The following is an 18,172-nucleotide window of genomic DNA, read 5'->3' on the forward strand; positions in this document are numbered from 1 at the left end:
CCCTCCGGACTCAGGGCGAGGCGTGCTCCGTCGGAGCAGCGGGCACCTGCTCCAGGACGCACATCCACAGCCGCTCCTCCGGCACACAGCGCGTACCGCGAATGGCGCGGAACTCATGGAGCCGCTGCGGAATGGAGAGGTAGAGGGTCTCCGGGTCGAGCTTGCCCGCCCGGATATCGTCGTCGAGTCCCAGGCAGTAGGGCTGCGCGCGCGAGTCGTCCAACCGCGCGACGTAGCCGCTGTTGAAGGTGAGCCCCAGCCGGTAGGCGCGGTAGGCCCAGCGGTGGAAGTCCATGGGCCCGGCGCGGCAGCCCCGCCCGGAGCCGTCATGCATCTGCGGCGGGTAGAGCACCAGGTGCTTGCGCCCCACGGCGGCCTCGCGCAGCGCCTCGGACGGCTGCGTGTTCCAGGCCGGCCCTTCCTTCGCCTGATGGCCTCGCCCCAGGTTCACATCGAAGGCCTGCAGCACCAGCGCCAGGGCCAGGAGCGACGGCGCCACCGTGGGCCGGGGCAGGCGGATGAGGGCGAGCGAGGAGCCCAGCGCCAGCAGGTAGTACAGCGGCCACACGAAGCGGCCGGAGGAACGGAAGGGCTCCACCCACCGCATCACCGGCGCGTAGAGGCCCGTCAGGTCCGCGATGAGTTCACCTTGCAGGGTGATGCGCGAGGACAGCGCGAAGAAGCCCAGGCCCAGCGTCACCAGCCCCACCGGCACCAGCCTGCGCCATTGCCGCGCGACGAGCGGCGCGTCCCGCACGAGCAGGATGAGCGCGGCCCAGAGCGCGAAGAGCACGCCCAGCCCCAGGTAGCCGAAGCCTTCGTACTGGGCGCCCTGCCTCGGCAGCGAACCCAGGAAGCGCGACCAGGAGTCCCGGTAGCCCATCGGATTGACGAACGCCAGGAGGTCCGCGGAGAACCCACCGAAGGCGCCGGCGCCCAGGGTGCGCACCGTGCCGAGGTAGCCCAGCACGTAGAACAGCACCAGCACCACGCCCACGTTCACCACGGCGCCCAGCAGGGGCCACCGCCAGGGCAGCTTGCGCTCCAACGCGGTCCGCACGCACAGCGCCAGCGCGAGCGGCAGCACCATGGCGGTAATCACGGGGTGCACGCCCGCGGCGAACACACACAGCGCCAGCGCGATGCCCAACGCCTGCTTCGCCTCGCGCGCGTCCCGCTGCGGAATCAGGTTCAGCCCCACCAGCAGCACGATGGTCCAGTGCGCGCACAACGCTTCGTGCGCCATGCTCATGCGCGCCAGCAGCGTGGGCGACAGCACGAGCAGCGCGCCCACCAGCCATTGCTGCGGCACCGTCGCGCCCATCCGCCGCGCCACCCACGCGGACGAAGCGCCCTGGAGCACCAGGCACATGCACATCCACGGGCCGATGTACTGGAAGTCGGCGGGCAGCAGGCTGGAGAACGGCCGCAGCAGCAACGCCACCCAGGGGATGGCGTCCATGTAGCCGAGCGTCGTCCCGAGCGGATGCAGGTAGCCGTCGATGGCGCCCAGCGGAAAGCGGAGCGGTTCGTTTCGGAAGAACAGCCAGCCCAGCAGGTGCTGGCTGAAGTCGTCACGGATGAGCCAGGCCAGGCGCGTGGGATTCAGCGCCGCCGGACCGTAGATGGCCAGGAACGCCAGCAGCCCCACCCCGGCGGCCCCCAGCGGGCCCGCGTTCGCCACGACGAACGATGCAACCGTGTCCAAGATGCGCCGCAGCCGCTCGGGCAGGGCGGGCCTCATGAGCGGCACTCACGCGGGGCGACAGAGACGAAGGTGACGCGCGCTTCGGGCATGGAAGCGCCGCTTGAAGCACAGCCGTTTCAGGGGCGTCAAGCAGCCCCGGCGCAGACAGGGGTGCCCCTGCCCTCCATCTCCACGGCCTCCACATCCTCGGGCTCCGAGGTGAGTCGCCACAGGGCGTCCTCCAGGAAGCCCAGCGCGCCACGCAGGTCCGACGAGGCGGCCTCGGGCGGAGCGCACCGGGCCCGCGCGATGCGCTGGCGCACCGACTCGAAAGCCCGCTGCGCCCGCGCGACGTCGTCCCGGGCCGCCCGTGCCTCCGCCAGGTCCACCGCCGCGCGGAGCAGCGCGGCCAGCTCGCGCAGCACCGGGTCGTCCCGCAGCTCCGACGCGCCCTCCAGCACGACGAAGCTCGCCTCCGCCGCCGCTGCGTCTCCCACGCACGCCTCCACCACGGCCCGGTACACCGCGAAGCGCAGCACCTGCCCGCGCGACACGCGCCCCAGGCCGGACACCGCCTCCGACAGCCGTGCCCAGGCTTCGCTCCACGCCCCCAGGGCCAGCTCCGCGCGCCCCAGCTCGCCCAGCGCGGTGCCCTCCAGCAGCCGCTGCCCCAGCTGCCGGCCAATGCGCACAGCGGCCAGCAGGTGCTCGCGCGCCTCCTGCGGGCGCCCTTCCTCCAGCAGGTAGCAGCCCAGGTTGAGGCGAGCCAGCGCATGCCCCGCCCGGTCTCCCACACTGGCCGAACGCGCCATCGCGTCCTCCAGCAGGCTCATCGCCTCGCGCGTGCGCCCCATCTCCCCGATGGCCACCGCGCAGTTGGACAGGAAGCCCACCTCGAACGTCACGTCGCCCACGCCGTGGAAGAGCGCCTGCGCCGCGCGCAGGTGGGGAATGGCCGCCTCCGCGCCGCAGCGCGCCTGCTCCACCAGCCCCAGGTTGCCCACTGTGTAGGCGTCCAGCCAGCGGTCGCCCTCCGACGACAGCAGCCGCGCCTCGCGCACCAGCTCCCAGGCTTGGGACAGCTCGCCTTCGTGACGGGCCACAATCGACAGGTCCACCAGCACGCGCTTCTCGCCCGCCACCGCGCCCAGCCTCCTCAGCGACGCGCGTGCGCACTCCAAATCCCTGCGGGCCGACACCAGGTCGCCCGCCTCCAGGAACACGCGGCCACGCACCGCCACGGCCTCGGCCACCAGCCTGGGCGCGCCCATCACCCGGTCCGTCAGCGCCAGCGCCGCGTCCAGCCGTTCGAGCAACAGGCGCACCGGGCCCCGCGTCACCACCTCCGGCTCCAGCGCCACCAACGCCTCCAACGCCCGCTCCACCGAGCGCGCCGTCGCGGGCGTCACTGCCAGGGCGTTGTCACACGCCGCCAGGAGGTTCTCCCGCTCCAGCGCCAGCCGCTGCAAGGCCTCCGCGCCGCCCTGGCTGCGCACCTGCGCGCGCAGGCCGTGGGCCAGCGACAGGTACCAATCCGCGTGCCGCTCCGCCAACGCGGCCGCATTGCCCACGCCCTCTTCGGCCAGCCGGGCCGCGGCGTACTGACGGATGCTCTCGTACTGGCCCAGCCGGGAGTCACCGCCGGGCAGCTCCGCCTCCAGCACGCGCAGCAACGACTTGGCGCGCAGCGACTGGAGCACGTCCAGCACGGCGGGCCCGTCCGGGGGCAGCCCCAACACCGCTTCCGCCGCCTCCAGCGTGAAGCCGCCACGGAACACCGAGCAGCGCGCCAGCGCGGCCCGCTCCTCCGGTTCCAGCAGGTTCCAGGACCAGTCGATGGCTCCTCGCAGCGTCGCCTGCCGCGCGCGGCCGTCACGCCGTCCCGTGCGCAGGAGTTCGAAGCGACGCGTGAGCCGCTCCCGAAGCTGGCTCACGCTCAACAGCGCCATGCGCGCGGCGGCCAGCTCGATGGCCAGGGCGATTCCATCCAGCTGCCGCACGATGTCCGCGACCTTCGGTGCCTCGCCGGCCGTCAGCTCGAAGTGGCCTCGGGCTTCGCGCGCCCGCTGCGCGAACAGCCGCACCGCGTCCGACCGGACCAACTCCTCCAGCCGTGACTCGCCCTCCTCCGGCACCGAGAGCGGCGCCAGGTCCAGCAGTCGCTCACCGGGAAGGCCCAGCGCCTCGCGCGACGTCGCCAGGAAGCGCGCGCGAGGCGCCAGTTGGAGCCAGCGCCCCAACGTGGCGGGCAGGTGCTGCACGGCCTGCTCCAGGTTGTCGAGGATGAGCAGCACGTCACCACAGTCGTTCAGCGCGCGCCCCAGCCGCTCCGCCGGCTCGGTCGGGTCGCCGTCCGCGCGCAGGGGGATTCCCAGCGCATGGCCCACCGACAGGCAGAGCGCCTCCGCTGTCTGGGCCTCGGCCAGCTCACACAGCCACACCCCGCCCTCCCATTCCCCCGACTCCAGCTCCAGCGCACCAAAGGACGTGGCCAGCCGGGTCTTGCCCATGCCGCCCGGCCCCAGCAGCGTGACGAGCCGCGTGCCGTCCACGAGCCAGCGGCGGAGCAACCCGAGTTCGATGCCTCGCCCCACCAGTCCTTCTTGGAGCACGGGCACGTTCCCCTGCCGATCTCTCGGCGCACGTGGAACTCCGAAGCGCCGCTCCGACAGGTGCGCGGGCAGCACCTCCACCAGGGCCACGGCATCATCGATGCCCTTCAATCGGAACGCGCCCAGGGGACGCACCGCGGGCCGGCCCAGCGGCTCCAACCCCTGCGCGGCCTGCGCCCAGGCGCCGCCACTCACCAGGACCTGACCTCCATGGCCCGCGGCCGCCACGCGCGCCGCCACGTTCACCATGCGGCCCAGGTAGTCCGTCCGGCCGGAGCGCGCGTCCACGCGGCACTCCGGCTCGCCCACGTGCACGCCCATGCGGACCCGCAGGCCCCGGAACAACAGGCCTCCGGGCCCCACCTCTTCGGCGGCCTCGGGCTGGGAGAGGATGTCCACCGGCCAGGGCGCGCGCAGCAGCACGTCCTGCGCCTCCAGGCACCACGTCAACGCCTCCAGCACCGAGGGGAACGCAATCATGAAGGAGTCCCCCTGCGTCTTCACCTCGTAGCCTGTGCTGCCGACCAGCAGGGAACGCAGGGCGCGGTCATGCACCTCCAGCGCGTCACGCATGCCCGCGCCACAACGCTCCCACAGCCGCGTGGAGCCCTGGACGTCGGTGAAGACCAGCGCCACGGAGCCCTCGGGAGGCGTCGCGGAGGCCGGCTGGGATTCCTGGCCGGGCAGTGCCCTCAGCATGCCCGCCGCGGAGCCTGCCAGCCTTCTGGAGGACACATCACCCATCGCACGCTCCTGCGATGCCAGTTCCCGATGAAGAGATGACACCACGCGGACCGAACACCGCCCATGCGCGACGGGCACATGCTCCGGGCCTCAACACAGACAGCATCCGGCACGAGACGCTCGCGCGCGGACGCGTCCACAACGCCACGGCCCACTCGTCCCGGGAGGCACCGCCGGTGTGAACCCCGTGCCCACCTTCAGCACGCCTCGACTGTCCGCGACTGCAAACATTGCCCGTGGGTACGGGTTGTCCGCATGCATCCCCGGTGCAAATTTTCGCGCCGGCCACCCTTCACCATGCCCGCACTCCTCGGGGTGGCCCCGCCCGGACACTTGCACCGCGAGCCGTCCGGCGACCTGGACCCACTGGGGAGTCGATGAAAAAGACACTGTTTCCGAAGACGTTTCCGATGCTCGCCCTGACGATGCTTGGCATTGCTGGCTGCGAGCCTCTGCCGCCAGACGCCGTGTCCCCGACCAGCGCGCGGACGCAGCCGCAGGAGTCGTTCAACGGGCTGTCCTTCAATGGCCTGTCCTTCAACGGGCTGTCTTTCAATGGCCTGTCGTTCAACGGGCTGTCCTTCAATGGCCTGTCGTCGGAAGCCTTCAACACCTGGTTCCAGGCCAATCCCTCACTGGCCGACATGGCGATGCGCTACGTGGTCCGCTGCGCCGTGCCCGCGGGGCAGACGCGCACCTACACGGCCCCCGCGACGGAGCAGTCGTACACCTGGGAAGGCGGCCTGGGGCTGGCGCCGGACTGGGCCAGGGGAAGCCCGGCCACGCTGGCCGAACAGCAGGTCGTCTCCGCGTGCCTGGCGGCCCACGCCAACCGGCTGGGGGAGGAGCTGCTCATCTCCGTCCTCGGCCTGGACGGCGCGGGCGCCGTCATTCCCTACACGGCGCAGGAGCTCGCCACGCACTCCCGGAAGGAGTCGTGTTTCTTCGGCAACCTCTTCAATTCAGAAGGCATCCACGTGGGGGCGGAGCGCGCTCCGCTGGGTCCCCAGGAGAGCACCTCGCGCGCCTGCGCGGGCCTGCTCCACGACGGCACGGAGACGCTCGTGCCCTGCGCACCCATGGTGTACGTGGGCGCCTGCACGTCCCACTGCACGCTGGACTCGAGCGGCCTCTACTACGAGACGTGCACGCTCGGCGGTGTCACCTACCGCCCCATCACCACGCGACTGTCCCCCACGAACGTGAATGTGTGCGGAGACACCCTATGTCAGGCCACGGAGCAATGTGGCACCTCCAACCGGTACGACAGCTGCGCACAGGATTGCGGCCCCTGCCCGTGAGGTGAGCCGCGCGAGCGTCTGCTGTTAGACGCTTTTCGCGTGCGCGCGGCGGAATGGATTGGAAGGCGCATGGGCGTGGCTACTTCCCTCTCTCATGCACCTCACCCCATCCCGCCCCATCCCCCTGGGCCTGCCCCGCGCGCTGCTCGTCGCGAGCGTGCTGCTGGCCTCGACGTCCCACGCCCAAACCACGCCGCTGGAAGACAACAACCGCATCACCGCGGGCTACATCGAACTGGCCTATGAAGTCGGCGGCCTGTTGGACCCCACCCTCACCCCGGGTGGCACCAGCGCCGTGCGGCCCAATTGGTTCGTCTTCGCGCCGCATGCCTCGCGCACCGGCGGCGAAGGCCTTCTCGGCGCGTCACTGGCCCGGAGCGTCATCCGCGCCGCCCGCGGTCAGCCGTCCCTGTCGCTTCAGCAGGCGCTGGGACGCGTGGGACTCACGGGCGCCCTGCATCTGTCCGTCCAGCAACTGGGCCTGCGGTTGGTGCTGTCGGGCCTGCCCTTCGACGTGGCGGCGTCCCTCGCCTCGCTCACCACGGCGCTGAATGGCGCGGCCCTGCTGGACCCGCGCACGCTGCTCACCACCACATCGCGCTTCGCCGCGCTCTACGCGAGCGCGCCCGGCGTGCTCCCGCTCGACAAGGCGGAGCGCATCGTGGACACGCTGGAGCGCACGCTCAACGAGAGCAACCTCGCCATCTTCACGGACATCGGCGGCTCGGGGCGCCTCTACATGGACTGGCGCGCGGGGGCCGGCGTGGTGACGCCCGAGCGCGTACTGACGGAGTTCACGCTGGTGGGCGCGGTGCCCGCCCAGTCCCGTCAGGCCTATGACTACGCGCTCGCGCACGCCTTCGACACGCCGCGCCCGTTCGAGTTCGACACCCTCTTCCACGGCATGCACTGGAAGAGCCTGCTGGTGGCGGCCTTCGCGCTGTACGAAGAGGCCCGTCTGGCGCCCACGCCGGCCGCGCGCGACGCGCTGATTGCCATGGGCAACAACTACATCGCCTGGCGCGAGCAGCACGACATGGCCCAGCCTGTCTTCTCCCCTGCCGTCCAGCGCCCGGACGAGGTGTCGCGCGTCGAGCTGCTGCGCGCCATCACCCCGCTGCTGTCCACGGACTTCGGGACGATGACGTGGACGTACGCGGACTTCGCCTACAGCCAGCCGGACCGCGACGGCAACCCGCTCACCTCGCCGCCCACTGAGTACAACTGGGCCATCTTCTGGGACCGCTGGACGGGCATTCTCTTCGCATTCGACGCGGCCTATCTTCAGCCCACGGCGCTCTGGGTCATGCCTGAACCCCTGGTGGACCCCACGGCGGCAGCGAACGGAGGCTGAGCGCGCATGGGCGAGTCGGGGCGGCCTGGGGGGGGCCGGAAACGGGGACGCAGGGACCGGCGCCGTGAGCCTCCTGACACACCAGGAGACCCTGCGAGCGCCGCGCCGGACGGCTTGACGCCTCCGGATGGCCGGGAGACCTTCCCGGCCCCCATGAGACTCGCTCCGTCTTCCGAGCCCAGTCGTCCCTCGGAGCCGCCCCCCGCAGTCACCACCACCGAGCTGCCTGCTCACGCCGCCGACGAGGTCAGCCTGTCCGCCGAGGCCCGGTTGTGTGTGCTGCAGGAGATGATGGGCGAGGCCTTCTTCACGCTCGACGCCCACGGCCGCGTCCGCGAGCTGAACACGCACGCCGCCGCCCTGCTGGGGGTGTCGGCCGAGCAGGTGCGCGGCCAGGAGCCCTGGCTTGCCCAGCCCGAGCTTTCGGGCACGGTGATGCACGAACGGCTGATGACGGCGCTGACCACACGCGAGGGCGGCCGCTTCCTGGCGGAGCTGCCGTCGCGGACCTGGCTGGAGGTGACGGTCCGCGTGGTGGGTGACGAGACGTGGGTGCTGGCCACGGACATCACCCAGCGCCAGCACGCGGAGAATGAAGTGGCGCGCACCGAGGAGCGCTTCCGCCAGCTGGGCGAGCGCTTCCAGGTGGCGCTCGACTCCGCGCAGATGGCCGTCTGGGAGACGAACCTCGTCACCGGCCAGGTGTTCCGCTCCGAGGCACATGACCGGCTCTACGGCTACGCACAGCCACAGGCGGAGTGGACGCACGAGAAGTTCCTCGCCTCCATCCACCCGGAGGACCGCGCGGAGGTGGAGGCCCAGGTCTCCGCGCTCTTCACCCGGCACGTGGACGCCTACACGTCCACCTTCCGCACCCGCTGGCCGGACGGGAGCTGGCACTGGCTCACCAGCCGGGCGTCGGTGATTCGCGACGCCACGGGCAACGTCGCGGTGGTGCGCGGGGCCATCCTGGACATCACCGCGCTGAAGGAGACGGAGGCCGCGCTGCAGGAGGCGGTGCGCACGCGGGACGACTTCCTCTCCATGGCCAGCCACGAGCTGCGCACGCCGCTGACGTCCCTGCGCCTCCAGTTGCAACTGCTGCGGCGCCTGGGCGCCTCCGCGCCGACCGCGACGCTCGGCTCGGACAAGGTCGCCGGGAAGCTGGACAACACGGAGCGCCAGCTGCGCAGGCTGGGCGCGCTGGTGGACAACCTGCTGGACGTCAGCCGCATCCAGACGGGGAAGCTGGACTTCCAGTTCGCTGACGGAGACCTGTCCGGCGTGGTGTCGGACGTCGTCTCCCGCTTCGCCGAGGAGGCCCGTCTGGCGGGCGTGCTCCTGGACTCGCACGTGGACGCGCCGGCCCCGTGCCGCTTCGACCGGCTGCGCATGGAGCAGGTGGTGAGCAACCTGCTCACCAACGCCTTCCGCTATGGCGCGGGCAAGCCGGTGAAGGTGTCGCTGACGCACGCTCCGGACAGGACGCGGCTGGTGGTGCAGGACAGCGGACCGGGCATCCCCGCCGCGGACAGGGATCGCGTCTTCGAGCGCTTCACCCAGGGCGACAACGCCCAGCGGCGCGGCGGCCTGGGGCTGGGGCTCCACATCGTCCGGCAAATCATCGAAGCGCACGGCGGCCGCGTTCACGTGGAGGAAGCGCCCGGAGGCGGCGCCGCCTTCGTGGTGGATTTGCCACGGTAGGGCAGGTGCCACCCAGTCCGGCGGGGCGAGTGTGGCATCCACTCCTGGACACATGTGGGGCGCCGCCCACGCGGTGACACCCGGCCCTTTCTCCGATTTCTTACACCCTGACGCCTTTCGAGAAGGACTTGGCGCCATCAGTGAATCGGGGTTCGCCGAACACGTGCATGATGCCGTCCCGGTTCGGCGTCAAGTGGGTGTGGGTTCGTTGCTCGTCATGGTCGCGACGGTCGTTTCGTCAGGAGGCGCTCCGATGTGGATTGAGAGCATCATCATGCCGCGCGAGGACGACTCGGAGCCCTACGTCCCGGCACCACAGCGGGACCGGCGCAGCGGGCTCGCGGCGGCGTTGGACGAGAGCCGCAAGCTGCGCGACAGGGTGCAACGCTTCGTGAGCGCCCACGACTTGTCGGACGGCGTGAGGTGGCTCAGCGAGCCTGGCCTCCTGCCCGTCATCACCATCCACTGCACGGACTTCGCGCTGGCGAAGCTGCGCGAAGCCGCGGATTTCGTGGTGGGCTGCGCGGCGCCCATCGACGTCTACCCCGCGCTGGTCGGCGCCCAGGGACAGGTGGCCCCCGAGGCCCTGCTCACCTCGGCGGTGTCACACCTGCAGCGCCGCGTGTAGGGCCGCCTCACGGCGTGGGGATGCGCCGGTAGCGCGAGGCGCAGAGCTGATAGACGGCGTAGGCCACCAGGCCCAACGCCACCAGGCCCAGCAGCCAGGGTCCGAAGGGCTGACGCGCCAACGAGCCCAGCGCTTCACCCAGGCCACCCGCCTCTCCCGGGTCCGCGCGCAGCGCCGCCTGGATGAAGAACCAACCCACCAGCAGGAACACCACGCCGCGCGCCGCGACACCGGCCCTGCAGATGCGCTCCACCCAGGTCCGCCGGCGCGCGGCCAGTCCGGACAGGGTCAGCTCCTCCAACATGCGTCCCTTCCAGGCCTGGTAGAGCTGGTACCCGGCGAACGCCATCACCGACAGGCCCACCATGACGACCAGCACCTGGCCAAAGGGCTGGGACAGCAGCCTGGCGGTGAGCCCCTGATTGCCGCCGCCACCACCACCACCCTGGCCGCGAAGAAGATTGAAGGCCGTGAGCGCGAGACTGGCGTGAATCACGCCGCTGCCCGCCATGCCCACGCGCGCCGCGATGCCCTTTCCGGAGCGGCCCTTGTCCTCCAGGTCCCAGGCGGCCTGGGCGAAGCGCCACAGCGCGAAGGCCACCAGTCCCACCCCCAGCATCACCAGCAACACCGAGCCGAAGGGCTGGCGGGCCACCTCCTCCACCGCGCCATGGGTGTCCGTCGCCTGACCTCCTTCGCCCGCGGCCAGCATCAACGCCAGCACCCCAATCACCGCGTAGACCGCCGCGCGCGCGGCGTAGCCCACGCGGGCCGCCCACTCCACGCCGCTCCGGCCCGCGCCCTGCCCCGCCCGAGCCATCCGCTGGAGGTCGGGCCGGCGCAATGTCCCCGTCGCCATGTGTCCTCGTTCCTTTCCAGTGCTCCCGCCACGTCCGCGAGGGAACGATGTACATGGACGCGTCGGAGCCCAACGACCGCTCGCCTGGCTGCCCGCCCAGGACACCGGCGCGCTTGTCTTGTCATTGGAGCGAGGACAGCTCAGCCGAAGCGCGCCTGGAACGCGCGCAGATTGGGTCCATCCCCACCGCGCTCGTAGACGGCGAAGACGACGTGGTCAAAGGCGCCCGGGAGCGAGGCCAACCCCAGCGCGAAGGCCTCCGCGACCTCCACGGGGTTGTTGCGGAACACGCCGCATCCCCAGGCGCCGAGCACCAGGGTGCGGTGCCCATGGTGCGCGGCGACACGGAGCACCTTCAGGGCCCGCGCCTCCAGCACCTTGCGGATGCGTCCTCCCATGTCCCGGTCACGCGACAGCGCCACGCCTGCGTTGGGCGCGGGCGCAGTGAGGATGGACACCTGGAAGGGCTGCTCCAGCAACGTCAGGCCCTCATCCCGGAAGAACGGCACGTCCGGCGAATAGATGAGGTGGTCCGTGTAAAGGGGCGACCGGTCCGCGCGGTTGACATCGTAGTACTCGCGCTGCGTGAGCAGGCACGGGTACAGCGCCGAGCAGCGCGCCAGGTCCTCTTCCTGTGCCTTCGCACCGCCCAGGAAACCACCTCCGGGGTTCTTCGCCGACGCGAAGTTGAGCGCGGCCACATGGGACGCGCCCGCCTCCACCAGCCGGCGCGCGGCGGCGCCTGTCTTCTCGGCGGTGACTTCGATTCGAGGCGCCGACGGGTTCGCCGCCGCGGGGAATGACAAGCGCGAGAAGTCACCCGGCCGGTACAGCTCCGTGCCGGAGACCGCGCGCTCCACGGCCTCACCCAATGGGACGCATCGGCCCGAGGGGGCCAGGTACTGACCCCGCTCGATGATGTCCACCGTCTCCTGTCCAATGCCCTTCAACGACATGTGCTGCGTCCTGTCTGTCCGCGCTCACGCGAAGGTGCGCGAGCATTAGTGTAAGAACAACACGAACAGGCCTCGGGCAACCTGACAGGAACCGCGCGCGATGCGGCTCAGTCGCAGCCGACGCGCTGCGTGCTCACCACGACGTTGTCAATCCACGTCTCGGAGCCGGACGCACCCAGCGGGTGGACGAAGCCGTAGCCCACGGAGAAGTTGTTGAAGGCGCGCATGCCGATGTTGGTGAAGTCGTGCGCCAGCGTGCCGTCCACGTAGACGCGGGTGTTGCCATGCGTGCTCGACGTGCTGTCGCGGCGGACCTCCCACTCCAGGCACACCCAACGCCCCGCCGACATGCCCAGTTGGACGGGCTCGGGCTGGCGGTTCCATCCCTGCCCTTCGCGGAAGGACCAGTCATCCAGCGCGAAGCCGCTGTCCTGCATGACCTGGAGCTCGAAGCCACCAAAGTCCGCGCCGAAGTTGGACAGCACGAAGAAGGTGCCCATCTGCCCGAACGCCCCTGGCAGCGAGCGCATGTAGACGTGCGCGCGCACGAAGAGCCGGGTCTCGAAAGCGGGGATGCGCTTCTCCCACTGCGCGATGGCCTTGCCGGCCCGCTGCCGCTCGTCGTGTCCATCCTCGGTGAGGACGTGCAGCGCGCCCGGGCCGTTGCGCGTCCGCGTGCTGTCCACCTGGACGGAGGCGTTCTCCGCGCTGGCCGTCCATCCGTTGGTGTCGTTGCCGCTGTCGAACAACTCGCAGAGAAGCGCGTTGGAAGGACAGGTGCCGGGCTCGGTGCTGGGCCCCGGGTTGTCGTCGCCCGCGTCGGTGCCGGAGTCCGTTCCCATATGGGTGCCCGCGTCGGTGCCCGCGTCATTGCCAGGAGGGTTCTCGTCACCATCATCCGAGCACGCCGGCAGCACACCCAGTGAAAGCACCGCGAGGGGAAGCAGGAAAGACTGCTTGAGACGCATAGGTTCAGGTATCCGGACAGGCCCGCGGGGCCGGGCATGCGCTGAGGGGACGCGGTCGGCCGGGCTCCCCGGACCGGTGCCGACCTTCACGAATCCCTATCACTCGCAGTGCCTGCGGGTCACCTGGGCAGGGCCGACCCAGGGGGCGGCTGGGGGAGCACGCCCGACCTTCTCCGACCTGCATCCGAATTCATGGCGAACGGCGCCGGAGTCGTGCAGGAATCCGCGCCATGAAACTCTTCTACTCCCCTGGCGCCTGTTCGCTGTCGCCCCACATCATCCTGCGTGAGGGCGGCTTCTCCTTCACCACCGAGAAGGTGGACATCCGCGCCAAGAAGACAGCGGCGGGCGAGGACTTCCTCGCCATCAACCCCAAGGGCTATGTCCCGGCGCTCCAGTTGGATGACGGCAGCCTGCTGACAGAGGGCCCCGCCATCGTCCAGTTCCTCGCCGACCAGGTCCCCGACAAGAAGCTGGCCCCGGCCAACGGCACGCTGGAGCGCTACCGCCTCCAGGAGATGCTCAACTTCATCTCCACCGAGATTCACAAGGGCTTCAGCCCCCTGTTCAACCCGGCGTTCCCGGATGAAGGCAAGCGACTGACGCGTGAGCGGCTCGCGCAGCGCCTGGGCGTGCTGGAGGCGGTGGTGGCCAAGCAGGCGTTCCTGCTGGGCGACCAGTTCACCGTGGCGGACGCGTACCTCTTCACGACGCTCAACTGGGCCGGGCACACGAAGGTGGACCTGGAGCCCTTCCCCGCGCTGCGCGCCTATCACGCCCGCGTGGCGGACCGGCCCTCCGTACAGGAGGCCCTGAAGGCGGAAGGCCTCGCGAAGTGACGGCGGCCTTCGTCAAGCTGCTCGTCACGGACAGCGCGCGCTCGGTAGCCTTCTATGAGGCGATGGGCTTCACGCGCGTGAGCGCCGAGCCCCCCTTCGTCCACCTCCGGTGGGCGGAGGCCCTGGACGTGTACCTGGTCACCCCGCCGCCGCAGCTGAAGCTGGAAGGCCGACGCGGCACGGGGGTGCTCGTCGGCCTCCGCGCCGAGGCGCCCCACAGCCTGGACGAGGTGCTCCTGCGGGCCCAGGCCCTGGGCGCCGCCGTGGACGGCCCCACGGTTCAGCCCTGGTACACCCGGGAGCTCATCGTCACCGACCCGGACGGCTACCGGCTGAACTTCATCGAGCCGGCGTAGCCGCGCTTCACCGCGGGCCAGGGCGCGCGGCCTTCACCCGAGGCCGCCGCCCTGTGTCCCAGCGCCACCGCTCGTCGAACCGCTTGCCCTCGAGAGGCGACGTCCGGCAGGCCCCCTCCCGAGCGGCTTCGACTCACAGGGGAGCCGGACAGGTCCGGGGCATGGAAGCGACGGCCCTCGCCAGTTACGGTGCGGGCCTCCGCTCCCGTCTCATGGAATCCCGCGTCGCCGCCCTCTTCGCCCACGTGCGCGAGCACGCCGAGAATCGCCCAGGCATCTACCGGATGCTGGGGCCTTCGGACGAAGTGCTCTACGTGGGCAAGTCCGTGCGGGTGCGCACGCGGCTCTTGTCGTACTTCCGCGCGCAAGCGCACGAGAAGGCGGCGGAAATCATCGCCCACGCGCACCGCATCGTCTGGGAGTACACGCCCAGCGAGTTCGCCGCGCTGTTGCGCGAGTTCCGCCTCATCAAGTCACAGCGCCCCCTCTACAACGTGGAGCACAAGCGAGACCGGGGCCACTGCTTCATCCACCTCACGCGTGAACCCGTCCCCCGGCTGCGCGTGGTGGGCCGCGCCAGCGGCGAGAGCGGCGACTACTACGGGCCGTTCCACGGCCGGAGCGCCGTGTCCGACGTGGTGCGCGCGGTGAGTGACTTGCTGGAGCTGCGCGACTGCGCGGCGGACACGCCCATGCGCCTGGCGGACCAGGGCCAGCTCTTCCCGCTGAAGCAGGAGCCGTTGTGCATGCGCGGGCAGCTCTCGCGCTGCCTGGCGCCCTGCGCCGGCGGCTGTACTCGCGCGGAGTACGACGCGCGCGTCGCCCAAGCCCGCGCCTTCCTCGAAGGGACGTCCGACACGCCGCTGACGCTGCTGCGTGAGCGCATGGCGCTGGCGGCCCGCAGGCTCCAGTTCGAATACGCCGCGGAGCTGCGGGACAGGGCGGAGCGGCTGGAACTGATGCGCGGCTGGGTGGTGGAGCTGAGCCGGATGCTCAAGCGCCTCTCTTTCGTCTACACGGTGCCCGGCCATGGCGGCGATGACCGCGTCTACGTGGTGCGCCGGGGCAGCGTGCGCGCGGAGCTGCCCGCGCCCGTCACGCTTGAGCAGCAGCAGGCGCTGGAGGCGAAGGCCCGTGAAATCCTCGAGCGGCCCGAGCCGGAGACGCTGGGCTTCCGTGCACACGAAGCGCAGGAGGTGATGCTCATCGCCCGCTGGTTCCGCCTGCACCCCGAGGAGCTGAACGAAGGGCCCTACCAACCGGTAGGGCCCTTTTTGTTTAACAAGGGCCTCGCGATGACATCGCGGGGCCTTCGTGCTTAAGCCGCTGAATCCCAAGGGATTCTGGCTCGCGGTGCTGAAGAGGGCGCTCTCGTCCCTCTACCCCGCAGAGCGAGATGCCCGCTCTTCTCCACCGCCGATTGGGCTCTCTGGACCGCTCTTTCACCCGTTTTGGGGAGAGAGAGGCCGAGAGCGGTTAACAGGTGCTGTTAACTTTTGGGGCGGCGGTTAACAACATTCCCCTGGAGCCCCGCTCTTTCCGTTCTGAGGTTTCTGGGAGGGCGTCTCTCTCTGGTTTTAGGTTGCGGCTCTCGCCTGCTTTGCTGGTCCCGGAGGGGGCAATGCAAGGCCAGCGGGGCCCCTCAAAACCAGCACTAGAAGTGAAGACGCCTTCAGCGGCCTCGGATCAGCCGTCTCCGCCACCGTTTCAGGGGCGCGCGCCCTCGCCACGCAAGGGCGGCTGGCGCTCCCGGCCAGAGCCTTCCGAGACTCCTCAAGAGCGCCAAGGCCCCGAAGAGTGCCCGTCCCCGCTCGATGTCGGGAAACGTGGCGGCCCACTGGCGCGTAGCGCCTCCAACGCCTCTCAGACCCAAGGAGCCCCGCGCCAGGCAGCCCCGGAGGAAGGGCCTCCACCGAGAAGCCTCGCGCCCACATGAGTGGGTAGACCGGCACGAGCCACCGTACCGTTTTCGAGCGAAGCACCAACTGCCACCTTCCTTGGACTCGCATTCTTCGGAGGGGAGGAACAGCTCGGACAGCAGCCTGCTGAACCTCATCACCCTCGGCTACGCCGGCCGGTATGAGGCAGCGGCCACCCGGGCGGAAGGCGCGGGCAGCGCGCTTCGTGCCCTTGAAGTCGAGACACAGGGCCAGGCCGATTACCTCTAGATGCTTCCGTCGCCAAACCTAGCCATCGCCATACCCTCCAACTTACCTTTCACCAAATCATACTTCGCATGCGTCAAATAGGCATGAACACCAACCCAAGGAATAACATTGAGGTGAATCACCTCCACGCCACTCTGCTCAATGAGACCGGCCAATACTCCAGCCATCGGCCGAGTAAGTTCGTCCGTCATATACAATCCAGTCAAACCAATCTCCTCAAGTACCACAGGCAGGAGTTCTCGCCGCATCCTCTCCTTGGCCTCGGCCTCTTCTCGCTCGAAATTTCTCACCGGGTTCCTCCGGAACAGAGCCTTGAGCGGCTCTGTTGATGGCCGCCCGGTAGACTCTAGCGCGACCCCAAATGCCGCCATCCAACCAGGCACGAAGGAGGGTGCAGCGAGGTATGCCCCACTGCTCCAGAGCCTTATCACCTACAACCTCTGGCCGCTTTCCCGTCTCTTTCCGTCAGGGCGGGTGTCGCTCCGCCTTGAAGTACTGCGTGAGCGAGTAGTTCGTAACAGCTCGCCGCGCCCCGTCTAGACGGGGCGAGGATAAGCCCGCCGGGCATTGAAGCACGGCGCGGTGGCGTCAGTCGGAGCTGGCCGGGAGCGCGACGGTACCGGGATTCTCGATGGCGGCAAGGGCGGCGCGCAGCAGGTAGCATCTCGGGTCTTCACCGCGCAGGCGAGCCGTTTCCCCCAAGCAGGGGCGAGGCCGGAGCCGGAGGAAGAGAGCCCGCCCTTTGCCGCGACGAGGCAGGAGCCGAAGAAGGAGCGCACACCACGATTGGACTCTCGCCAAGCTGCTACGCAGGACGGAAAGCGCTGGACGTGTTCGCTTGCTCGAAGTGTGGAAACAGGAGATGCGCTCATCCAGCGCGCCTTCGCCGCCCTTTCAAAATGTCTCGAGGAAGGTCTTCATCTCGCGCAGCACCTCGTCATGGCTGGTGAGCCAGACGTAGTGCCGCGCGTGCTTGAGCTTGATGCCCTTCCAGTTCGGCATGCTCATCACGCTCAGCATTTCGGCGTCCCGCTGGAGCGCCCTGGCGCTCAGGGTCCTCAACTTCTCCTGCACGGGAAGGTCCATTTGGGAGAAGCCTGGGAGGTCCTCCGCCCGCCCGGACCGAGGCTGATCCACGTAGAGGAAGAGCACGGCCGCCGTCACGGCCGCGAAGTCCACCTTCGAGAAACCCTTCATCACCCGCTCCTCCGCGTGCGGCCACTTGCGGTCGCGCAGGTAGTGCCCGGTCTTCGGATCGAACTCGTTCGACTCGTCGATCTCGTGCGCGGGGAACGCTCCTCCGACGTCACGCGCGACCGCGGCGGCGAGCGCGGCGCGTGAGGCCACGTCCTCGGGAGCGGGCTCGCTCGGAGGCGGCATGGGCAGGACCGAAAGGAACTCCGCCAGCAGGTCACCGTCGGTCCTCACGTCCAGGTAAACCACCTTCTCCACGCGCTCCGGGTGATGGGTTGCCACCCAGGTGAGCTCTGGCCCGGCGGCGGAGTGGCCCACGAGTGACGCCTTCGCGATTCCCAGCCCCTCCAGCACCCGGACGACGTCCTCGCCCAGGGTGGCGGTGTCGTAGCCCTGCTCGGGCCAGCTCGACGAGCCAAACCCCCGGCGGGTGACGGCGTAGACGTGATGGGCCGCGGTGAACTCCGGCGCGAAGGTGTCGAACACGTGGCCCGTGTTGCCCAGGCCCGACAGGAAGACGAGCGCGGGTCCCTGGCCTCCGAAGTCGATCAGCTCGAGCTCGACCCCCTCGGCCACCTTCACCCGCTTCACCTGATGCAACGCGCTGGAGTCGGCAGAAGCCGGGACCGGGACGGACTTCGTCGTCACACAGGCGAACAGCGGCAAGCAGAGGAGGAGGAGTTTTCGCATGGACTGACTCAACTACAGGAATGCGGAGACCACCAGGGAAGCCCATGGGTAACAGCTCGCCGCGCCCCATCTGGACGGGGCGTGGATGAGCCCCCGCCCGGCTTCGATGGGC

The 18,172-nt window shown here is 69.8% G+C and carries 14 protein-coding genes; 7 read left to right on the top strand and 7 right to left on the bottom strand.

Annotated elements, in window-relative coordinates; genetic code table 11:
* Positions 1–10: 10 nt before the first annotated feature.
* Together OZ403_RS32110 and OZ403_RS32115 are read right to left on the bottom strand one after the other, a co-directional pair.
* Entirely contained in the window at positions 11–1,744 is a 1,734-nt protein-coding gene (locus OZ403_RS32110) for a DUF6311 domain-containing protein (RefSeq protein WP_268782530.1), read from the bottom strand.
* A gap of 89 nt (positions 1,745–1,833) precedes the next feature.
* On the bottom strand, positions 1,834–5,121 hold the full coding sequence (locus OZ403_RS32115; RefSeq protein WP_268782531.1) for an ATP-binding protein: 3,288 nt from the start codon (positions 5,119–5,121) through the stop codon (positions 1,834–1,836).
* 152 nt (positions 5,122–5,273) lie between these two features.
* Here OZ403_RS32115 and OZ403_RS32120 point away from each other — a divergent pair, with 152 nt between their 5' ends.
* The 4 genes from OZ403_RS32120 (at position 5,274) to OZ403_RS32135 (ending at position 10,030) form a co-directional block, all read left to right on the top strand.
* Positions 5,274–6,344, top strand: coding sequence for a hypothetical protein (locus tag OZ403_RS32120; protein WP_442929652.1), 1,071 nt, complete (start codon positions 5,274–5,276; stop codon positions 6,342–6,344).
* A gap of 94 nt (positions 6,345–6,438) precedes the next feature.
* On the top strand, positions 6,439–7,698 hold the full coding sequence (locus OZ403_RS32125) for a hypothetical protein (RefSeq protein WP_268782533.1): 1,260 nt from the start codon (positions 6,439–6,441) through the stop codon (positions 7,696–7,698).
* A 6-nt stretch (positions 7,699–7,704) separates the two neighbouring features.
* Positions 7,705–9,402: a sensor histidine kinase gene (locus OZ403_RS32130; protein ID WP_268782534.1), complete on the top strand. Its 1,698-nt coding sequence runs from the start codon at positions 7,705–7,707 to the stop codon at positions 9,400–9,402.
* 253 nt (positions 9,403–9,655) lie between these two features.
* Complete coding sequence (locus tag OZ403_RS32135; RefSeq protein ID WP_140795092.1) at positions 9,656–10,030, top strand: hypothetical protein; 375 nt, start codon at positions 9,656–9,658, stop codon at positions 10,028–10,030.
* A gap of 7 nt (positions 10,031–10,037) precedes the next feature.
* Here the strand turns inward: OZ403_RS32135 and OZ403_RS32140 are convergent, their stop codons facing one another.
* The 3 genes from OZ403_RS32140 to OZ403_RS32150 all read right to left on the bottom strand — a co-directional run bounded on the left by OZ403_RS32140 (position 10,038) and on the right by OZ403_RS32150 (position 12,813).
* Positions 10,038–10,889, bottom strand: coding sequence for a DUF1206 domain-containing protein (locus OZ403_RS32140; protein WP_268782535.1), 852 nt, complete (start codon positions 10,887–10,889; stop codon positions 10,038–10,040).
* Positions 10,890–11,029: 140 nt separating this feature from the next.
* Complete coding sequence (locus OZ403_RS32145) at positions 11,030–11,845, bottom strand: TIGR02452 family protein (RefSeq protein WP_268782536.1); 816 nt, start codon at positions 11,843–11,845, stop codon at positions 11,030–11,032.
* A gap of 107 nt (positions 11,846–11,952) precedes the next feature.
* On the bottom strand, positions 11,953–12,813 hold the full coding sequence (locus OZ403_RS32150) for a hypothetical protein (protein WP_140795095.1): 861 nt from the start codon (positions 12,811–12,813) through the stop codon (positions 11,953–11,955).
* Between the two features lie 230 nt (positions 12,814–13,043).
* Here OZ403_RS32150 and gstA point away from each other — a divergent pair, with 230 nt between their 5' ends.
* The 3 genes from gstA to OZ403_RS32165 all read left to right on the top strand — a co-directional run bounded on the left by gstA (position 13,044) and on the right by OZ403_RS32165 (position 15,330).
* A complete protein-coding gene (gene gstA / locus OZ403_RS32155) occupies positions 13,044–13,652 on the top strand; it encodes a glutathione transferase GstA (protein WP_140795096.1) in 609 nt (202 codons plus the stop codon).
* On the top strand, positions 13,649–14,008 hold the full coding sequence (locus OZ403_RS32160; protein ID WP_140856964.1) for a VOC family protein: 360 nt from the start codon (positions 13,649–13,651) through the stop codon (positions 14,006–14,008). Before gstA ends, OZ403_RS32160 begins: the two co-directional genes overlap by 4 nt.
* Before the next feature lie 212 nt (positions 14,009–14,220).
* Positions 14,221–15,330 carry a GIY-YIG nuclease family protein gene (locus OZ403_RS32165; protein ID WP_268782537.1) on the top strand — a complete coding sequence of 370 codons (1,110 nt, stop codon included), beginning with the start codon at positions 14,221–14,223 and terminating at the stop codon, positions 15,328–15,330.
* Positions 15,331–16,172: 842 nt separating this feature from the next.
* On the opposite strand, the gene OZ403_RS32170 is transcribed toward OZ403_RS32165, so the two are convergent.
* Positions 16,173–16,466: a hypothetical protein gene (locus tag OZ403_RS32170; RefSeq protein WP_268782538.1), complete on the bottom strand. Its 294-nt coding sequence runs from the start codon at positions 16,464–16,466 to the stop codon at positions 16,173–16,175.
* A gap of 604 nt (positions 16,467–17,070) precedes the next feature.
* Positions 17,071–18,060, bottom strand: a complete 990-nt coding sequence (locus OZ403_RS32175) for an alpha/beta fold hydrolase (RefSeq protein WP_268782539.1) — start codon at positions 18,058–18,060, stop codon at positions 17,071–17,073.
* Positions 18,061–18,172: the final 112 nt, after the last annotated feature.

Origin of the sequence: Myxococcus sp. NMCA1, from assembly GCF_026810205.1 — a bacterium.
Taxonomy (GTDB): Bacteria; Myxococcota; Myxococcia; order Myxococcales; family Myxococcaceae; genus Myxococcus; species Myxococcus xanthus_A.